We start from the raw sequence: 17,383 nt of genomic DNA, 5'->3' as shown, positions 1-17,383 counted from the left end.
GTCAGTGGATTTTCGGCAGATACACTTCCCGACAGCGATTACGCAGACGACACCGGTCGAGCCGCACACCTTGTGCACCTCAAACAACGACCCGCGTTCGGCCGCCCTTCGTTTTGGGTCCATTTCAGCGCAGATGACGAGAACGCCATGGCCGGGCTAATTCCCCAGAGCTTCATTGACGACCTTCTGAACCGCACCGACATCGTCGACGTGGTCAGCTCGCGCCTGCAAATGAAAAAAGCCGGCAAGAACTACACCGCTTGCTGCCCGTTTCATAAAGAGAAAACCCCTTCCTTCAGCGTCAGCCCCGACAAACAGTTCTATTACTGCTTCGGCTGCGGCGCTGGCGGCAATGCCCTCGGCTTCATCATGGACCACGACAACCTGGACTTCCCCCAGGCTGTCGAAGAGCTGGCCAAAGCCGCCGGCATGGAAATTCCCCGCGAAGAAAGCGGCCGACCGCACAAGCCGCGGCAGCCCACCGATTCGCCGCTGTATCCGCTGCTCACCGCCGCTGCCGACTTTTACCGCCAGGCCCTGAAAAGCCATCCAGCGCGCAAAGCCGCTGTGGATTACTTGAAAGGTCGCGGCCTGACCGGCGAGATCGCCCGGGACTTCGGCCTCGGCTTTGCCCCGCCCGGCTGGGACAATCTGTTCAAACATCTGAGCAGCGACACCCTGCAACAAAAAGCCATGATCGATGCCGGCCTGCTGATCGAGAACGCCGAAACCGGCAAGCGTTATGACCGTTTCCGCGATCGCGTGATGTTCCCGATCCGCGACAGTCGCGGGCGCATCATTGCCTTCGGCGGCCGGGTATTGGGCGATGACAAGCCGAAATACCTGAACTCACCGGAAACCCCGGTTTTTCATAAAGGCCAGGAACTTTACGGCCTTTATGAGGCGCGCAAGAACAATCGCAACCTCGACGAAATCATCGTCGTCGAAGGCTATATGGACGTCATCGCCCTCGCCCAGCAAGGCCTGCGCAATGCCGTCGCCACCCTGGGCACCGCCACCAGCGAAGAGCACTTGAAGCGCCTGTTTCGCGTCGTGCCCAGCGTGTTGTTCTGCTTCGACGGCGACCAGGCCGGCCGAAATGCCGCCTGGCGAGCACTGGAAGCTGCCCTGCCGTGCCTGCAGGACGGGCGCCGGGCGCGCTTTCTGTTTCTGCCCGAGGGTGAAGACCCGGACACCCTGGTCCGCTCCGAGGGCACTGACGCCTTCCGCGCGCGAATCAATCAGCACGCCCAGCCGCTGGCCGATTATTTTTTCCAACAGCTTACCGAGGAATCGGACCCGCGCTCGCTTGAAGGCAAGGCCCACATGGCCACCCTCGCCTCGCCGCTGATCGACAAAGTCCCAGGAGCCAACCTGCGCATCCTGATGCGTCAGCGCCTGACCGAAATTACCGGTCTAAGCGGCGAAGCCGTGAGCCAGCTGGTGCACAGCGCGCCCCAGGAAGCGCCGCCGGCGTACGACCCGGGCATCGATTACGATGCCATGCCGGATTACAGCGACTACCATCAGCCGCAGGCGCAAGAGATGTATGTGCCGCAGCAGGAATGGACGCCGAAGAAACCCGGCGCAGGCGGCAAAAAATGGGACAAGAAGCCCTGGGACAAGAATGGCAAGCGCGGCGGCGATCGCGATCAGCCTCGCGCGCCACGGGTACCGGCCGCTGTAGAGCCACCCACCCTGGCGGCCTTGCGCACGTTGCTGCATCACCCGCAACTGGCCGAAAAAGTCGAAGACGCCGGGCACTTCGCAGCCGAAGACCATACCAACACGCAACTGCTGGTCGCCCTGCTCGAAGCCGTACAGAAGAATCCCAAGCTAAACTCATTTCAGTTAATTGCGCGCTGGCACGGCACCGAACAGGGCCGACTGCTCAGAGCGCTGGCAGAAAAGGAATGGCTGATTGATGGAGATAACCTTGAACAACAGTTTTTCGACACCATTACTAGCTTGTCAGCCCGCCAACGCGAGCGAAACCTGGAACAACTTCTTCGAAAAGCGCGTCAAAGCGAATTGAGTACCGAAGAGAAAAACCAACTGCGCGACCTTTTAAGTCGCAATGTTTCCGCATCAAGCCCGACCTCAACTGGCGCGTGAGGTCATAGCTCAGGTATAATCCTCGGCTTGTTTTTTGCCCGCCAAGACCTTCAGTGGATAGGGTGTTATGTCCGGAAAAGCGCAACAGCAGTCTCGTATCAAAGAGTTGATCACACTTGGTCGTGAGCAGGGCTACCTGACTTACGCGGAGGTCAACGACCACCTGCCGGAGGATATTTCAGATCCGGAACAGGTGGAAGACATCATCCGCATGATCAATGACATGGGGATCAACGTATTCGAGGTTGCGCCAGATAAGGATTCCCTTATGCTGGCCGACGCCGATACCGACGAAGCCGCGGCCGAAGAGGCAGCAGCAGCGTTGGCAGCGGTCGAGACCGACATTGGTCGCACCACCGACCCAGTGCGCATGTACATGCGTGAAATGGGTACGGTAGAGCTCCTCACACGCGAAGGCGAAATTGAAATCGCCAAGCGTATTGAAGAGGGCATCCGCGAAGTGATGGGCGCAATCGCGCACTTCCCTGGCACGGTTGACCATATTCTCTCCGAGTACACTCGCGTCACCACCGAAGGTGGCCGCCTGTCCGACGTCCTGAGCGGTTATATCGACCCGGACGACGGCATTGCGCCGCCTGCAGCCGAAGTGCCACCGCCTGTCGACCCGAAAGCCGCTCCAGCTGCCGACGACACCGACGACGATGACGCCGAAGCAAGCGATGACGAAGAAGAAGCCGAAAGCGGTCCGGATCCGGTCATCGCCGCACAGCGCTTTGGCGCTGTCGCCGACCAGATGGAAATCACCCGCAAGGCGCTGAAAAAGCACGGTCGCCACAACAAGGCAGCGATTGCCGAGCTGTTGGCCCTGGCTGAGCTGTTCATGCCGATCAAACTGGTGCCGAAGCAATTCGAAGGCCTGGTCGAGCGTGTTCGCAGTGCCCTGGATCGTCTGCGTCAGCAAGAGCGCGCGATCATGCAACTGTGCGTTCGTGATGCCCGCATGCCGCGTGCCGACTTCCTGCGCCAGTTCCCGGGTAACGAAGTCGACGAAAGCTGGAGCGATGCACTGGCCAAAGGCAAAAGCAAATACGCTGAAGCCATTGGTCGCCTGCAGCCGGACATCATTCGTTGCCAGCAGAAGCTGACCGCGCTGGAAACCGAAACCGGTTTGACGATCGCCGAGATCAAGGACATCAACCGTCGCATGTCGATCGGTGAGGCCAAGGCCCGCCGCGCGAAGAAAGAGATGGTCGAAGCGAACTTGCGTCTGGTGATCTCCATCGCCAAGAAGTACACCAACCGTGGCCTGCAGTTCCTCGATCTGATCCAGGAAGGCAACATCGGTCTGATGAAAGCGGTAGACAAGTTCGAATACCGCCGCGGCTACAAGTTCTCGACTTATGCCACCTGGTGGATCCGTCAGGCGATCACTCGCTCGATCGCCGACCAGGCCCGCACCATCCGTATTCCGGTGCACATGATCGAGACGATCAACAAGCTCAACCGTATTTCCCGGCAGATGTTGCAGGAAATGGGTCGCGAACCGACCCCGGAAGAGCTGGGCGAACGCATGGAAATGCCTGAGGACAAGATCCGCAAGGTATTGAAGATCGCTAAAGAGCCGATCTCCATGGAAACCCCGATCGGTGATGACGAAGACTCCCATCTGGGTGACTTCATCGAAGACTCGACCATGCAGTCGCCAATCGATGTCGCCACTGTTGAGAGCCTTAAAGAAGCGACTCGCGAAGTCCTGTCTGGCCTCACTGCCCGTGAAGCCAAGGTTCTGCGCATGCGTTTCGGTATCGACATGAATACTGACCACACCCTCGAGGAGGTTGGTAAGCAGTTCGACGTGACCCGTGAACGGATTCGTCAGATCGAAGCCAAGGCGCTGCGCAAGCTGCGCCACCCGACGAGAAGCGAGCATTTGCGCTCCTTCCTCGACGAGTGATTACAAAACCCCCGGCCCAGGCCGGGGGTTTTGCTTTATGCAGATTAAATGCCCCGCGACCCCCTCCCGCCGAATAGCCCGTCTACACTCGAAACATTCCCCCAAGCCATAACGAGACCGTTATGCCCAGATGGTCGACCGTGCTTTTTTTGCTGTCGCTGATGACCTGGACCGCAACGGCTGGCGCGCTGACTCTGACCGACGAAGAACGTGGTTGGCTGGCGGCTCACCCGGAATTGCGCCTGGGTGTCGACGCGTCCTGGCCGCCGTTTGAATTTCGTGACGAACAGGGGCGTTATCAGGGCCTGGCAGCGGACTATATCAACGTCATCCGGCAACGGCTGGCCATCAAACTCACCCCCATCGAACCGGTCAGCTGGACTGAAGTCTTGCAGCAGGCCAAACAAGGCAAGCTAGACATCTTGCCGGGCATCATGTCGACCCCCGAGCGCCAGACGTATCTGTCGTTCACCCGCCCCTACCTGGACTTTCCGATTGTCATTCTGGCTCATATCGGAGGCCCCCAACCGCGCAAACTCGACGACCTGTACGGGTTGAAGATCGCTGTGGTGGAAAACTACGCCCCCCATGAACTGTTGCGCACCCACCATCCCGACCTGAATCTGGTGGCGATGCCCAACGTCAGCTCGGCGCTGCAGGCACTGGCCACCGACGAAGTGGACGCGGTCGTGGGCGATCTCGCCTCCAGCGTCTGGAGCCTGCGTCAGCTCAAGCTCGACGGGCTCTACGTCAGCGGTGAAACACCCTATCGCTATCAATTGGCGATGGCCGTGCCCCCGAACAACAAGCTGTTGGTCAGTATCCTGGACAAAGTCCTGGCAGACATGAGCCCGAGTGAAATCAGTGCCATCCAGGAACATTGGGTCGGTAGCGTCCTGGATCATCGGACCTTCTGGTCCGATGTGCTGATTTACGGCCTGCCAGGATTACTGCTTCTGATGATCGTGCTGGCAGTGGTTATCCGGATCAACCGCCGACTGAGTTCGGAAATTGCCCGCAGGGTCGATCTGGAACAGGAACTGCGCAGCAGCGAATACCATTACCGCGGGCTGGTGGAGAGCCTTTCAGCCATCGCCTGGGAAGCGCAGATCAGCGATTACACCTACAGCTACGTGTCACCCCATGCCCAGGACCTCCTCGGTTATCCCCTGTCCCATTGGCTGATTCCGGGCTTCTGGCGCAACATCATCCACCCCGCGGACCTGACTCGGGCCCAGACCTTCTGCGACCGTGAAGTGGCGGCCGGGCGCGACCACAGTGTCGATTACCGGGTCATCACCGCTGACGGCCGCTGCCTGTGGGTACGCGATATCGTCAGCCTGATCGAGCACGGCCATGAGCCGGTATTGCGTGGGCTGATGATCGACATCAGCGAAGCCAAGCGCACCGAAGAGGCGCTGCGCCTGTCGGAACAGAAATTCGCCTCGGTGTTCCAGCAATGCCCGGATATTCTGGTCATTGCGCGGCTTTCCGACGGCTGCCTGCTGGAGGTCAACGAAGCGTTCGAAGAACAGATCGGCCTCAAGGCCGAAGAGGTCATAGGCCACACCGCCACCGACCTGAACATCTGGGGCGTGCATGACGTGGGGCCGGGTTTGTTGCAGCGGCTGCAGGCCGGCAGCATCCGCAACCTGGAGATGCCCTTTCGCCGCAGCAATGGCCAAGTGTTTACCGGCCTGATTTCCGCCGAACCTTTCGATCTCGATACGACCCCGGCCCTGGTGGTCGTCGTGCGCGACATCAGTCAGCTCAAGGAAACCCAGCAACAACTGCAAACCTCCGAAGAGAAATTCGCCAAGGCCTTTCATGCCTCCCCCGACGGCTTGCTGCTGTCCCGGCAGAGCGACGGCCTGCTGCTGGAGGTCAACGAAGGCTTCAGTCGCATTACCGGCTTCAACAGCGCGATGTCCGTGGATCGCTCAGCCCTGGACCTGGGAATCTGGGTCAATCTCAACGAACGCAAACAGATGCTCGAGCTGCTGCACCGGGATGGTTTTGTCCGCGACTTCAGTTGCCACATCCGCCGCAACGACGGGCAGATCCGGCTCTGCGAGGTCTCAAGCCGTCCGCTGCCCATCGGCGATGAAGACTGCATGTTGACCATTGCCCGGGACATTACCGAACGGCACTTGATGCAGGAGAAGCTGCAACAGGCCGCGACGGTGTTCGAAAGCACCGCCGAGGGTGTATTGATCACCGACACCCAACAACACATCAGCGCGGTCAATCGTGCCTTCACCGAAATCACCGGCTACAGCGAGACAGAAGCACTGGGCCACACCCCTCGCCTGCTCGCCTCGGGCCTGCACGACAGCGCATTTTATGCGGCGATGTGGCATCAACTGACGGCCGAAGGTCATTGGCAAGGCGAAATTTCCAACCGGCGCAAGAATGGCGAGCTCTACCCGAGCTGGCTGACCATCAGCGCGGTGCGCAACCGGGACAAATCCATCACCCACTTTGTTGCGGTGTTCGCGGACATTTCCAGTCTCAAGCACGCGCAGGCCAAACTCGACTACCAGGCGCACCACGACCCGCTGACCGGCCTGCCAAACCGCACGCTGTTCGAAAGTCGATTGCTGACCGCGTTGAACAGCCAGCAGGATAACGGCGGCCAGGGCGCGGTGCTGTTCCTGGACCTGGACCGCTTCAAACACATCAACGACAGCCTCGGCCACCCGGTCGGCGATCTGCTGCTCAAAGGCATCGCCGTGCGCCTCAAGGAGCAGTTGCGCGATATCGATACCGTGGCGCGCCTGGGTGGCGACGAATTCATCATCCTGCTCCCCGGCCTGCAACAGTCCAGCGATGCCGATAACATTGCCACCAAGCTGCTGAATTGCTTCGCCGCCCCCTTCCAGGCCGGCGAACACGAGTTTTTCATCAGCGCGAGCATCGGCACCAGCCTGTATCCCAAGGACGGCGGCGACGTTGCCACACTGATCAAAAACGCCGACGCCGCCATGTATCGCTCCAAGGCCAAGGGTCGTAACCGGGTTGAAAGCTACACCCGCGACCTTACCGCCCAGGCCAGCGAGCGCGTGGCGCTGGAACATGAACTGCGGCGGGCCATCGAGCGCAATGAGCTGTTTCTGTACTACCAGCCCAAAATCAGTCTCGACGATCATCGACTGGTCGGCGCCGAAGCCCTCATTCGCTGGCATCACCCCACCTTCGGCGATGTGCCACCCGAGCACTTCATTCCCCTGGCCGAAGAAAACGGCATGATCCTGCAAATCGGCGATTGGGTCCTAGAGACCGCCTGCCGGCAGATGTACGAATGGAATCAGGTCTATGAGTGCCTCGGCCCGCTCTCGGTCAACCTCGCGGGTGCTCAATTGCGCCAACCGAACCTGCTTGGCCGGATCGAGCAATTGCTCAAGGACAACCGCCTCAAACCCGACCTCCTGCAACTGGAGATCACTGAAAACTTCATCATGAGCCAGGCCGAAGAAGCACTGGCGGTGCTGCACCAACTCAAACGCCTGGGCGTGCAACTGGCAATCGACGACTTCGGCACCGGCTATTCGTCCCTGAGCTACCTCAAACGCCTGCCGCTGGACATCCTCAAGATCGACCAGTCCTTCGTCCGCGGCCTGCCGGACGACCCGCACGACGCGGCGATTGTGCGCGCGATCATCGCCCTGGGCCGCAGCATGCAATTCACCGTCATCGCCGAGGGCGTCGAAACCCAGGCCCAGCAACAATTCCTCACCGCCGAAGGCTGCGAACAGATCCAGGGCTACATCGTCAGCCTGCCGCTTTGCCCCGACGAATTCGCCGCGACGTTTCTTCGTATAGCTATTTCAGACTTTTCGGATAGCACAGCTGAGAAACCGTCGCTATAATCCGCGGCCTACTGAGGGCCTATAGCTCAGTTGGTTAGAGCAGAGGACTCATAATCCTTTGGTCCACGGTTCAAGTCCGTGTGGGCCCACCAAACAAAAAAGCCGCGTAAATACGCGGCTTTTGGCTTTCTGAGATTGATGTTTGGGCAAAGAGATCAGACCAACCGAGCCACTAAGGCGACGACAACAAAAGCCACCAGAGCCAGCGCAGCGCCGAGTCCAAACGGCAACAGGATCGCTCGGGTCACGGTGGGGGCCGGGATACGCATGTCTTCGGCCAAGGCGACCATGTCTCGGTGCAACTGCTCAATATTGGCTTGAGTTGTGGGAGGTATGGACATACTGCGTCACCCTGTCGGAGCTCGGGTCGCGCCTTGTGCACTGCTCCGAGGCGGGTCGTGCGTCATTTTTCCTGTCTGCCGTCCAGGTTATATTTTGCGCGGACGGTGGGTTATCGGATGACGCCCGCCAAGGTTGTAGGCAAACTCCGAGAATTGCGTAATGGGCGCATTTGGGCACTTTGCCGCCTTGTTGGGCTTTTCTTCGACGGGATACTCTCCGGACGTCGCTGCCAATGTAGCGATTGGGTGTGGTAACCCGGCGAGGCTAAGCGCAACAGCGCCCCCATCACGACTTCAGGCGTTTTTTACGCCTGCAATCCTGTGTTATGGCGGCTGTGCGTGGGAGACCTTCGGGTCTGCCGGTTCCTTGACTCCCGGTTTACCACCCTGCGTACAGCTGCCACCCATTCGTGTGGTAACGAATGCGGCAGCTCCTCGAGTTAAGGAGCGCACAATGAGCAAAACAACTGCAGAACTGAAAACCATCGGCTTCACGCCGCTCATATACCACTCGGATCAGCCACTGTTTCACGTCAGTGCTGGCGTCCCCATCGTCGACGCATTGACTCAAGCTTCCGACCTGCTATCCCTCGCCAAATCATTTGCCGAAGACGCAGCCTACGCAAAAGACACCGACCGCCACGCGTGGACCGCACACTACCTGACGGCGATGAGCAAAGCGGTGATTGATGATGTGGTGAAGGTGCTGACACCGCGACCTGTCCGGACGGCGACGGAGTCCGAGGAATAGCGGTTGATAAGCTGTGAAATACACCGGTGCATGCGGTACAAAGCCCTGGGTGCGCTAGATCCTAAAAATGTTAACGCGGGCAAATCCGTTTGAGAGACAACAAAAAGCCCCGATGCTTTCGCATCAGGGCTTCTTGTAAATGCAGCAGAGTATTCCGAATGTGTTACCGATTTCACGTACGGATCTTACCTACGCAATTCTCCTAAAAAAACATTGCGGGGCGTGGTGCAGCACAATGTAGACCAGTATCGTCTGGCAAGCTGATTTATAAGGGAACCGGTAATGGCCGTGGGTAACTACATCGAAGCGGTTGAGATCATCCGGCGACTGGAGGGAGGCATCACGCGCCCCTTTCTGTGCCGAGCCAGCAATGACAAGCACTATGTGGCCAAGGGATTGGAATTACCGCCCACCGAGCGGATTGCCGAGCTGCTCTGCGCCCGGCTGGCAGCTCAATTCGGCTTACCGATCCCCGAGCATGGCTATATCTATATTGACCCAGCCCTACTGCGCTACAACCTGGAAGCACGAAACGATCTTGGGCCTGGAGATAGCTACGCCCTAGCCTATGTCGCGGACGCTGCAGATATGTTGTATTCGCAAGTACAGCAGGTTCCAAGCGACCTGCAAAAAGCCGTCTTCATCTTTGATTACTGGGTAGGTAACGGTGATCGTCAGTTAGGGCCATTCGGCGGCCGACCCAACCTACTGATGTGCGGCCTCGACAATCAGCTGCAGCTGATCGATCACAATCAAGCGTTCAAATGGCCGCTGGATGCTCAAAAATTCGCACAAAGCCATGTGTTTGGCCCAAGCAATCGGACATGGCAGCTGGATCTGGTCGACAAAGTTGAATACGGCCAGCGGATGCACGACACTGCTATGCGGTTTCGTGACCTATGCTTGGACATTCCCGATGAATGGTGTGAATCCATCGGCAAACCGGGGCTCGACATTCTGCTCGAAGAAATCAAAAGTAACCTGATGCTCTGCCAATCGGACGAATTCTGGAGCGTCCTGCAATGAAATACACCTGCCTTTACAGCATCGTGCGCTTCGCGCCTTTTGCCGAAACCGAAGAATTTGCCAATGTCGGCATCGTTCTCTCGGCTCCAGCCATAGGGCGCATGGAGTACAGGCTCGCCCGTAAAAACCTGAAACGGGTCAATCATTTCTTCGAGTGCAGCAACCTATTCGCCAAGGCCATGGAAATTGCCCAGAATGAATTGGATAACGTTCGCCTCATGACAACAGAAGCCCAAGAGTCGCAGATCGTTAACCACTTTCGTTTCCTGACCGAGCCGAAGGAGTCACTGATTCGCTTTAGCCCCATGCGCTCAATATTGGTGGAAAACTTCGACGCGGCCCTCGGAATGCTATATAGCCGCTATATCGAACGCCAAGGCATAGGGCGTGATCGTCGCGAAGAGCTCATGGTTCGAGAAATTCGAACCATGTTCTCGGAAGCATCGATCCGCAATTTCCGTGATGACACCCTGATCGGCGACTTGACCAAACTGCACCTGCCCTTGGTTCACCGAAACGAGGTAGTGGCCGCTATCAAACCATTGGCTTTTGATCAGGCCGAACCAAGCGCGATACTCGACCACTGCGATCAGTGGCTGATGAAGTTCGTACGCGCCGAACAAGAAGGGATTATTCAACTAAAAAACGTACTAATCCCTGTCAGCACTCCCGCCGAGAATGAATCGCCCCGCCACCGTAAAGCGGTGCAGCTTGCCAAGACCAGCATCCAGGAGCGCGGTCTGCAGTTGGTCGACTTCCAGGCTACGCAGGCAATTGCCGCTTTCGCGCAGAACTACGCTCAGTAGTCTCATCTGGCGGCGATAGGCAAAGCGGCGATTGATGATGTGGTGAAGGTGCTTGCACCGCGACCTGCCCGAAACGCATCCGATGGCGTTCTGGGTGTTTACGCCCAAACACTCAACGCGGGAATGGCCTGCACCGGCTGCGACCGCTCAAGCATTTCCCCCGTCAACACAACCTCATACGTATCCGCCGGCCTACCCCACTGCTCCGCGATGACCATGCGCTCTACCAAAAGCCCTGCCAATCCAGTAATCGTATCGGCCAATGCCTCTACGATTTTTTGAGTGCGTAACCACAAGCGATCATTAATTTCTGTCAGCTCAGCAATGATGCTCTCGGACGACGCTGGATCCGTATCGGGGTAGGAGATATTTCGAAGCAGGTACCGCAACTCTCTTATTTTTGCGTAATCCTGTTCCGCTCCAAACTCTCCTTTCAGGATGGCTCCCGCTTTCGGCTCATCGACGTGTTTCTCGGGCGAATGCTTTGGAGGTAATGTCTGCCCCATCGCTCCGGCGAAGAGGACCATCATCCGGGCTTCCAAATGTTCCTTCATGGCTTCGATCGACGAAATTGACCGCGTCAAGGTAATGGAGCTCCCACCATGGTGGGTCAAGGCCACGGTGACTTTCAGGGTCACATCACCGGTTTCAAAGCCCAGGGCTCGGGCTACGACGTAGTGCGCCATTTCGTGATTCGCAATCTGCAGTGCATAGTCTCGCAGAGCAGCAGGCATGCTCTTCATTTCGATCCTCTCGCTTCACAGTCCCTGGTTGCGCATTCGACTACGAGTGACCGTTTGTGTCCATCCAATTGAGGTGGAGTGCCTGTAACATGCTTGGCCCTTGCTCTGTGCCGCTGGAGACGACCTTTGCCTGACACTCGCCCGCCCGTTCTCGACGAAATCGACCGCCAATTGATCGCGGCCTTGCAGATCAATGCCCGTGAAAGCGTGGCCATGCTCGCCCGGCAATTGGGGATTGCCCGCACGACCGTCACTTCGCGCCTGGCGCGGCTGGAAAAGGCCAGGGTGATCACCGGTTACGGTGTGCGCCTGGGTCAGCGCGTGATAGATGGCGGGTTGCAGGCGTACGTGGGGATTACGGTGCAACCGAGGTCTGGCAAGGAAGTGCTGCGGCGTCTTGGCGCCATGGCTCAGGTGCAGCAGCTGTGCGCGGTGAGTGGCGAGTTTGACTATGTGGCGTGGTTGCGCACCGATTCGCCAGAGCAGCTGGATCAGTTGCTGGATCAGATTGGCAGTGTGGATGGGGTGGAGAAGACGACGACGTCGATCATCTTGAGTAGCAAGATTGATCGGGGGCAGCCGGTTTGAGTTTCAACCGATAACTCTTGATTGTCTGATCGGGCCTCATCGCGAGCAGGCTCGCTCCCACACCGGGCAGTGTGTAGCGATGTATCGTCATATTGCTCATACAATTAGCAAAACGACGACACATTGCGTCTTATTAACGTGTTCTACGCTCTCTAGAATGGCTGCCATCTTTTCCTATACTCAGACGCGCATCCTGCGTCGGGTCGCCAGCAAGGTCAGCCATGAACAAGAACAATCGCCATCCTGCAGACGGTAAAAAACCGGTCACCGTTTTCGGCCCGGACTTTCCTTTCGCCTTCGACGACTGGATCGAACACCCGGCCGGGCTGGGCAGCATTCCGGCGCACAATCACGGCGCCGAAGTGGCGATTGTCGGGGCTGGCATTGCGGGCCTCGTGGCCGCCTACGAATTGATGAAGCTGGGTCTCAAACCCGTCGTCTACGAAGCCTCGAAGATGGGCGGTCGCCTGCGCTCCCAGGCATTCAACGGCGCAGAAGGCATCATCGCCGAGCTCGGCGGTATGCGTTTCCCGGTATCGTCGACCGCGTTTTATCACTACGTCGACAAGCTCGGCCTCCAGACCAAACCCTTCCCGAACCCGCTGACGCCTGCGTCGGGCAGCACGGTAATCGATCTGGAAGGCAAAACTCATTACGCACAGAAACTGGCGGATCTTCCTGCACTGTTCCAGGAAGTCGCTGACGCCTGGGCGGATGCTCTGGAAGCCGGCTCGCAGTTCTCCGATATCCAGCAAGCGATCCGGGACCGCGACGTGCCGCGCCTCAAGGAACTATGGAACACCTTGGTGCCGCTGTGGGACGACCGCACGTTCTATGATTTCGTCGCCACCTCCGAAGCCTTCGCCAAGCTCTCGTTCCATCATCGTGAAGTGTTCGGCCAGGTTGGTTTCGGTACTGGCGGCTGGGACTCGGACTTCCCCAACTCGATGCTGGAAATCTTCCGCGTGGTGATGACCAACTGCGACGATCACCAGCACTTGGTAGTCGGCGGCGTGGAGCAGGTGCCGCTGGGCATCTGGCGCCATGTGCCGGAGCGTTGCGTGCATTGGCCTGAAGGCACCAGCCTCAGCTCGCTGCACAGCGGTGCGCCGCGTTCCGGCGTGAAAAAAATTGCCCATGCACCGAACGGGCGTTTTACCGTTACCGATAACTACGGCGACACACGTGAATACGCGGCAGTACTAACCACCTGCCAGAGCTGGCTGCTGACTACCCAGATCGAATGCGACGAAAGCCTGTTCTCGCAAAAGATGTGGATGGCCCTGGACCGCACCCGCTACATGCAATCATCGAAGACTTTCGTGATGGTCGATCGCCCATTCTGGAAGGACAAGGACCCGGAAACCGGCCGCGACCTGATGAGCATGACCCTCACCGATCGCCTGACCCGCGGCACCTACCTCTTCGACAACGGCGACGACAAGCCCGGTGTCATCTGCCTGTCGTACTCGTGGATGAGCGACGCGCTGAAAATGCTCCCGCACCCGGTGGAAAAACGCGTGAAGCTGGCCTTGGACGCGTTAAAGAAGATCTACCCGAAAGTCGACATCGCCGCGCGGATCATCGGCGATCCGATCACCGTGTCGTGGGAAGCCGACCCGCATTTCCTCGGGGCCTTCAAAGGCGCCCTGCCCGGCCACTACCGCTACAACCAGCGCATGTACGCGCACTTCATGCAGGACGACATGCCACCCGAGCAGCGCGGGATTTTCATCGCCGGCGACGACGTTTCGTGGACGCCGGCCTGGGTCGAAGGCGCGGTGCAGACGTCGCTCAACGCGGTGTGGGGGATCATGAAACACTTCGGTGGTGAAACTCACGCCGAAAACCCGGGCCCAGGAGATGTGTTCAACGAGATCGGTCCGATCGCCCTGCCCGAGTAAGAGGAATCCGAAATGCGCGTAGCCCTTTACCAATGTCCACCGCTGCCCCTGGATGTCGCAGGTAATCTGCAACGCTTGCATCAACTGGCGCTGGAGGCCAAGGACGCAGACTTGCTGGTACTGCCAGAGATGTTCCTGACCGGCTACAACATCGGCATCGATGCGGTCAGTGTGCTGGCGGAGGTGCATAACGGTGAATCGGCACAGCAAATCGCGCGTATTGCCAAGACGACGGGGATCGCCATTTTGTATGGCTACCCGGAGCGCACCGAAGACGGGCAGATCTACAACGCCGTGCAGTTGATCGACGCCAATGGCGAGCGGTTGTGCAACTACCGCAAGACTCACTTGTTCGGCGACCTCGATCACTCGATGTTCAGCGCCGGGCCGGATGAGTTTCCGCTGGTTGAACTCAACGGCTGGAAGCTTGGCTTTTTGATCTGCTACGACCTGGAGTTCCCGGAAAACGCCCGACGTCTGGCCTTGGCCGGTGCCGAGCTGATTCTGGTGCCAACGGCGAACATGATTCCCTACGATTTCATCGCCGACGTCACCGTCCGCGCACGGGCCTTCGAAAACCAGTGTTATGTGGCCTACGCCAACTACTGCGGGCACGAAGGCGAGATCCAGTATTGCGGCCAAAGCAGCATCGCCGCGCCGGATGGCAGCCGCATCGCCCAGGCCGGACTTGATGAAGCGCTGATTGTCGGTGAACTGGATCGTCAGTTGATGATCGATTCCCGCGCCGCCAATCGCTACTTCCTCGATCGCCGTCCCGAGCTATACGGCGAGCTGAACAAGGCCTAATCCGCTAGCATTAGCGCTTCTCTGTTCTGGAAGTGCTCATGCCTGCGCTGAATCACCCTCGCCTTCATACTGAAACCCTCGCCAACGGCCTGCGGGTGACGCTGCGTCATGCTCCCGATTTGAAGCGCTGCGCCGCCGCGTTGCGGGTCGCTGCCGGCAGTCATGACGTGCCACTGGCCTGGCCGGGGCTGGCGCACTTTCTTGAGCATTTGCTGTTCCTGGGTACAGAGCGCTTTCCCGCAGAGCAAGGGCTGATGGCCTACGTACAGAGTCATGGCGGGCAGGTGAATGCGCGAACCAGCGAACGCACGACGGACTTCTTTTTCGAGCTGCCACCTCAGGCGTTTAGGGATGGCCTGGAGCGTCTGTCAGACATGCTCGCTCATCCGCGTATGAATCCGGACGATCAGCGGCGGGAACGGGAAGTGCTGCACGCCGAATTTGTCGCCTGGTCGCGGGATGCGACGGCCCAGCAGCAATTTGCTTTGTTTGACGGGCTCTCGGCGGCTCATCCGTTACGGGCGTTTCATGCTGGAAACCGCTACAGCCTGCCGGTACCGCAGCCCGAATTTCAACAAGCGTTGAAGGACTTCTATCAGCGGTTTTACCAGACCGGGCAGATGACGCTGAGCCTGGCCGGGCCACAGAGTCTCGATGAGTTGAAGGAGATGGCGCAGGCGTTTGCCGTTGCTATTACCCCCGGCGAAAAAGTCCCTCAGACAAAGCCCACCCTGTTGATGGATTCTTCAGACAATAGTTATCAACAGGCTGGAGATCGTCGGCTGGATCTGCTGTTCGCCTTCGAAGCACTGCCCAACTCATCGCCCGAAGCGCTGGCGTTCCTGTGCCACTGGCTGAACGCCGAAAAACCCGGTGGCCTGTTGGCGCAGCTGCGAGAGCATGGGCTGGCGGACAACCTGAAAGCCGCGCCGCTCTATCACTATGCCGGCCAAGCCTTGCTGCACATCGAATTCACACGGCCCGCCCACGCCCCGCAACCGGACAACATGATCCGCGAACGGCTCCTGGATTGGCTGGGCTTTTTTGCCTCTCATCAGGATTGGGTCGAGTTGCGCGAAGAATATGCAGCTCTGCTGCAGCGCCAACAGCAAGTCAGCAGCGCCTTGCAACTGGCCCGACGAGACAGCGAACAGCTTGAACCCGGATTATCCGAACAGGGCGTTGTCGCCCTCAAGGCAATCCTCAAACGAATTGGCGCTGTGGATAACTTCACCGGCCAGTGGCAACTGCCGACCCCCAACCCGTTTTTGCGCGCCGAGACTCCAGCCCCGAATGCCGGATTGATTCGCGGCCAAACCAGCGCTCATCGCGGCCTGCGGACTTTTGCCCAGGATCGCTCACGCAGTCGCCGCGAACGATCGCCGATGCAGTTCAGCCAGGCGCTGCCGGATAACACGGATGAAGGTGCGGTTTATCTGCGCTGGCGTCTGGAGTTCGCACCTCACGATCGCCTTCAGTCGAATCTGGAGAGCCGCCTGCGAATGCTGCGCGAAGATGCGCGTCAGGCCGGCGTCGACTTTTCCTTCAGCGCTTCGGGCAATGAATGGCTGCTGAAGATGACGGGGCTGCAGGAACCGATGCCGACAGTCCTCGAACATGCGCTGAAAGAACTGACAAAACCTGATGCCGATCTCTCACAGGAAGAGCCGGCGTCCATTGCGTTGATGCCGATTCGACAATTGCTCAAGGCACTGCCCGATCTATGCCTTGAGCACACCGTAGTCTCAGATGACCTGCAGCAACTCTGGTCGAGCGCACGCTGGGATGGCCTGGCGACAGGCCTGTCTGCCCAGACACAAGCGGCGATGGGGCTTGCCTTGAGTCGTATTCCCGGCACTGCGGACAGTCAACTGACGCCGCCTCCGTCGATTCGCTCGCAGCATCTCTGGAACGCCGTCGATACCGGCTCCAGCGAACCCGCACTGTTACTCTTTTGTCCGACAGCAACCCATGACATTGCCGATGAGGCCGCCTGGCGTTTGCTCGCACACGTATGCCAGACGCCGTTCTACCAGCGCCTGCGGGTGGAGCTGCAGCTCGGTTACGCCGTATTCAGCGGACTACGCCAGTTAAACGGTCAGACCGGGCTGCTGTTTGGCGTGCAATCACCGAGCGTCGCGCCTCTGGATTTGCTGGAGCAAATCAAACAGTTCCTCAGCAAACTGGAAGGGATGATCGAAAGCATCGATGACGCGACCTACATCGATCAGCGCCAAGCTCTGGCCGATCAATTCGACAACACCGCCCTGCCCAACGCCCAGGCCGCCGAACTGCTCTGGCAAGGCAAACTGGCCGGCCATTCGTCTGACTACCTGAATCGTCTGCCTCAGGCAATTCTGATGATCGACCGTGAAGCCTTGCTGGCGGCGGCACAACGACTGAATCGGGCCGACGGCGGATGGCGCTGTCTGGCCAGCGGGCCTTGTTCCGGGGCGCCTTGGCAAGTGGCAAAATGATCATTACCGGTGCTGCAATTAGCTTTCTCAAAGATTCGTGG

Annotated in this window: 12 protein-coding genes and 1 tRNA gene; 11 read left to right on the top strand and 2 right to left on the bottom strand. The window is 58.7% G+C overall.

What is annotated here, in order from left to right:
- Positions 1 to 147: 147 nt before the first annotated feature.
- The 4 genes from dnaG (at position 148) to AACY49_RS19115 (ending at position 7,991) form a co-directional block, all read left to right on the top strand.
- Positions 148 to 2,115, top strand: a complete 1,968-nt coding sequence (gene dnaG / locus AACY49_RS19130) for a DNA primase (protein WP_339525738.1) — start codon at positions 148 to 150, stop codon at positions 2,113 to 2,115.
- A 67-nt stretch (positions 2,116 to 2,182) separates the two neighbouring features.
- Positions 2,183 to 4,030, top strand: a complete 1,848-nt coding sequence (rpoD, locus tag AACY49_RS19125) for an RNA polymerase sigma factor RpoD (RefSeq protein WP_258698783.1) — start codon at positions 2,183 to 2,185, stop codon at positions 4,028 to 4,030.
- A 122-nt stretch (positions 4,031 to 4,152) separates the two neighbouring features.
- On the top strand, positions 4,153 to 7,899 hold the full coding sequence (locus AACY49_RS19120) for a bifunctional diguanylate cyclase/phosphodiesterase (protein ID WP_339525737.1): 3,747 nt from the start codon (positions 4,153 to 4,155) through the stop codon (positions 7,897 to 7,899).
- Between the two features lie 15 nt (positions 7,900 to 7,914).
- A tRNA-Ile gene (locus tag AACY49_RS19115) sits at positions 7,915 to 7,991 on the top strand.
- A 63-nt stretch (positions 7,992 to 8,054) separates the two neighbouring features.
- On the opposite strand, the gene AACY49_RS19110 is transcribed toward AACY49_RS19115, so the two are convergent.
- Entirely contained in the window at positions 8,055 to 8,240 is a 186-nt protein-coding gene (locus tag AACY49_RS19110) for a hypothetical protein (RefSeq protein ID WP_320393124.1), read from the bottom strand.
- A 454-nt stretch (positions 8,241 to 8,694) separates the two neighbouring features.
- Here AACY49_RS19110 and AACY49_RS19105 point away from each other — a divergent pair, with 454 nt between their 5' ends.
- The 3 genes from AACY49_RS19105 (at position 8,695) to AACY49_RS19095 (ending at position 10,823) form a co-directional block, all read left to right on the top strand.
- Positions 8,695 to 8,991, top strand: a complete 297-nt coding sequence (locus AACY49_RS19105) for a DUF3077 domain-containing protein (protein WP_339525736.1) — start codon at positions 8,695 to 8,697, stop codon at positions 8,989 to 8,991.
- A 282-nt stretch (positions 8,992 to 9,273) separates the two neighbouring features.
- The gene (locus tag AACY49_RS19100) at positions 9,274 to 10,017 is read left to right on the top strand and encodes a HipA family kinase (RefSeq protein ID WP_258698777.1); all 744 of its coding nucleotides are present in this window, start codon (positions 9,274 to 9,276) and stop codon (positions 10,015 to 10,017) included.
- Positions 10,014 to 10,823 carry a DUF3037 domain-containing protein gene (locus AACY49_RS19095; protein WP_339525735.1) on the top strand — a complete coding sequence of 270 codons (810 nt, stop codon included), beginning with the start codon at positions 10,014 to 10,016 and terminating at the stop codon, positions 10,821 to 10,823. The genes AACY49_RS19100 and AACY49_RS19095 overlap by 4 nt, the downstream gene beginning before the upstream one ends.
- 98 nt (positions 10,824 to 10,921) lie before the next feature.
- Here the strand turns inward: AACY49_RS19095 and AACY49_RS19090 are convergent, their stop codons facing one another.
- Entirely contained in the window at positions 10,922 to 11,566 is a 645-nt protein-coding gene (locus AACY49_RS19090) for a peptidase M41 (RefSeq protein WP_258698775.1), read from the bottom strand.
- A 126-nt stretch (positions 11,567 to 11,692) separates the two neighbouring features.
- Here AACY49_RS19090 and AACY49_RS19085 point away from each other — a divergent pair, with 126 nt between their 5' ends.
- The 4 genes from AACY49_RS19085 (at position 11,693) to pqqF (ending at position 17,342) form a co-directional block, all read left to right on the top strand.
- Entirely contained in the window at positions 11,693 to 12,154 is a 462-nt protein-coding gene (locus AACY49_RS19085; RefSeq protein WP_258698774.1) for an Lrp/AsnC family transcriptional regulator, read from the top strand.
- Positions 12,155 to 12,375: 221 nt separating this feature from the next.
- Positions 12,376 to 14,058 carry a flavin monoamine oxidase family protein gene (locus AACY49_RS19080; RefSeq protein WP_095052657.1) on the top strand — a complete coding sequence of 561 codons (1,683 nt, stop codon included), beginning with the start codon at positions 12,376 to 12,378 and terminating at the stop codon, positions 14,056 to 14,058.
- A 12-nt stretch (positions 14,059 to 14,070) separates the two neighbouring features.
- Positions 14,071 to 14,865: a carbon-nitrogen hydrolase family protein gene (locus tag AACY49_RS19075; protein WP_339525732.1), complete on the top strand. Its 795-nt coding sequence runs from the start codon at positions 14,071 to 14,073 to the stop codon at positions 14,863 to 14,865.
- A 38-nt stretch (positions 14,866 to 14,903) separates the two neighbouring features.
- Complete coding sequence (gene pqqF / locus AACY49_RS19070) at positions 14,904 to 17,342, top strand: pyrroloquinoline quinone biosynthesis protein PqqF (RefSeq protein WP_339525729.1); 2,439 nt, start codon at positions 14,904 to 14,906, stop codon at positions 17,340 to 17,342.
- Positions 17,343 to 17,383: the final 41 nt, after the last annotated feature.

The organism is Pseudomonas sp. EL_65y_Pfl2_R96, assembly GCF_963970905.1.
Taxonomy (GTDB): domain Bacteria; phylum Pseudomonadota; class Gammaproteobacteria; order Pseudomonadales; family Pseudomonadaceae; genus Aquipseudomonas.
This window is presented reverse-complemented; position numbering and strand designations above follow the sequence as displayed.